At 68.3% G+C, this 2154-nt stretch carries 3 protein-coding genes; all 3 read right to left on the bottom strand.

What is annotated here, in order from left to right:
• The coding region (locus ACOJSN_RS04830; protein ID WP_420111376.1) for an ATP-binding cassette domain-containing protein at positions 1 to 519 on the bottom strand (519 nt) is incomplete at its 3' end.
• The gene (gene opp4C / locus ACOJSN_RS04825) at positions 516 to 1400 is read right to left on the bottom strand and encodes an oligopeptide ABC transporter permease (RefSeq protein WP_420111375.1); all 885 of its coding nucleotides are present in this window, start codon (positions 1398 to 1400) and stop codon (positions 516 to 518) included. The genes opp4C and ACOJSN_RS04830, both read right to left, overlap by 4 nt.
• Positions 1397 to 2154, bottom strand: a 758-nt coding sequence (locus ACOJSN_RS04820; RefSeq protein WP_420111374.1) for an ABC transporter permease, incomplete at its 5' end; no start/stop codon positions are given. The genes opp4C and ACOJSN_RS04820, both read right to left, overlap by 4 nt.

The following is a 2154-nucleotide window of genomic DNA, read 5'->3' as shown; positions in this document are numbered from 1 at the left end:
ATCGTTGGCGAGCGCCATCGCGATGACGGCACGTTGGCGCATCCCACCGGACCACTGGTGCGGGTACTGGCGCGCCCGTTGAGCGGCGTCGGGCACCCCCACCAGCTCCAGCAGCTCGAAGGTGCGTCGTCGCACCTCGCGTCGGCCGGCGTCACGATGGTGTATGCGGTACGCCTCGCCGATCTGCCGTCCCACTCGCATCACCGGGTCGAGCGTCGTCATCGGGTCTTGAAAGACCATTCCCACACGCCCGCCACGCACGGTGCGTAGGACTCGCGCGGGAGCCTCGAGGAGATCGGTACCGTCCAGCTCGACGGTGCCGCCGACCTCGGCGCCGCGCGGAAGCAGTCCGAGCACCGAGAGCGCGGTCAGACTCTTGCCGGACCCGCTCTCACCCACGAGACCCACGATCTCGCCTCGGCCGACCTCCAGATCGACCCCGTGCAGGATGCGAACCGGGCCGGCCGGCGTCGGGAGATCAAGGGTGAGGTTGCGCAGCGACAGCGCCGGAGTGCTCATGCGTTCCTCCTCGGGTCGACCGCGTCACGCACCCCGTCACCCAGGGCCATCGCGGAGAGCACGGTGGCCGCGATCATCAGGCCCGGCGGCAACCAGAGCCAGGGCATCGAGGAGAGCACGGTCAGGGACTGAGCCTCGGTGAGCATGTTCCCCCAACTCGGTTGCGGCGGTCGTACCCCTGCTCCGAGAAAGGACAGGGCTGACTCCAGCAGCACGGCCTCGGACACCAGCAAGGTCGCCGCCACGACCACGGGTGGCAGCACTCCTGGTACGAGATGGCGTCGGATGATGTATCCGCTACCGGAACCGAGCACACGTGCCGCCTGCACGAACTCCTCCTCACGCAGAGCCAGCACGACGCCCCGCGCGATCCGTGTGGAGGAGGGCCAGGACAGTCCCGCGATCACCGCGATCAGCATCGGCACGCTCGGGCCGAGCACTCCTGCGACGACGATGACGACCAGGACCGGCGGGACCGAGAGCATGATGTCCACGACACGGCTGATGATCGCGTCGACGAGCCCGCCGAACCAGCCCGCGACCACGCCGAGCAAGGTCCCCACCGTCACCGCGATGGCGGCCGAGAGGAAGCCGATCGCGACCGACACCCTCCCGCCGTACAACAACCTGCTCAGGACGTCGCGGCCCGTGGAGTCGGTACCGAGAGGGTGCAACGACGACGGTGGCTGGCGGACGGCCTGCAGATCGATCTCGTTGGGTCCGAACGGCGCCAGTACCGGCGCCAGCACACTCGCAGTCACGACCAGGGACAGCACCACGAGCCCCAGGACCGCCACCGGGTTCCGGAAGAAGCGACGGCGGGCATGGCCGGCAGGCGAGAGCTCGGTCCCGACCACACCGGCCGGTAGTGCGGCGGTCATCGTGTCCTCACCCGCGGGTCGACGACGGCGTACAACACGTCCGCCAACAGGTTGCACACCAGCACCAGAACGGCGACATACAGTCCGAAACCGATGATCACCGGATAGTCGCGCGTCGTGATCGCCGCGATCGCGAGCTGCCCCATGCCGGGCCATGCGAAGACCTGTTCCAGCACCACGGCTCCGGCGAGGAATGCCGGGATGAACAGGGCCAGCACCGTCACGAGCGAGACGAGACTGTTGCGGAGGGCATGCGCGAGGACCCGCGCGCGCCCGGCGCCCTTCGCGACGACGGCACGCACATAGTCCTTGTCCAGCTCCTCGAGCATGCCGCTGCGCACGTACCGGGTGAAGGTCGCCGCCACCGCGAGCGCCAGGAGCGAGACCGGAAGGACCATGTGATGGATGAGATCCAGCCAGTCGGACCTGCCCGTCGAGTACATGCCCGCTGATGGCAGCCATCGCATTCGCACCGCAAACACGTAGATCGCGAGCATGGCGAGAAAGAAGCCCGGTACGGACACCGCGACCACACTTGCCGTGCTCACCGTGTAGTCCACGATCGTGTTGCGTCGAGCCGCTGCCAGCACGCCGGCGGGGATGGAGACCACCAGTCCGAGCAGCAGACCTGCTCCCATGAGCATGACCGTCGGTCCCAGCCGGCCCGCCAGCAGCTGGCCGACCGGCTGACCGCTCCCGTAGGAGTAGCCCAGGTCACCGCGCAGAAGGCTTCCGAACCACGCGACGAACTGCA

The sequence above is a fragment of the Pseudactinotalea sp. genome (genome assembly GCF_048594945.1).
Classification (GTDB): Bacteria; Actinomycetota; Actinomycetes; order Actinomycetales; family Beutenbergiaceae; genus Pseudactinotalea.
Note: the sequence above shows the minus strand (reverse complement) of the source record. Positions and strands in the feature narration are given on the sequence as shown.

Excerpts from the sequence above, each read along its gene's own strand:
- opp4C (WP_420111375.1), bottom strand. The coding sequence starts at position 1,400 with ATGACCGCCGCACTACCGGCCGGTGTGGTCGGGACCGAGCTCTCGCCT.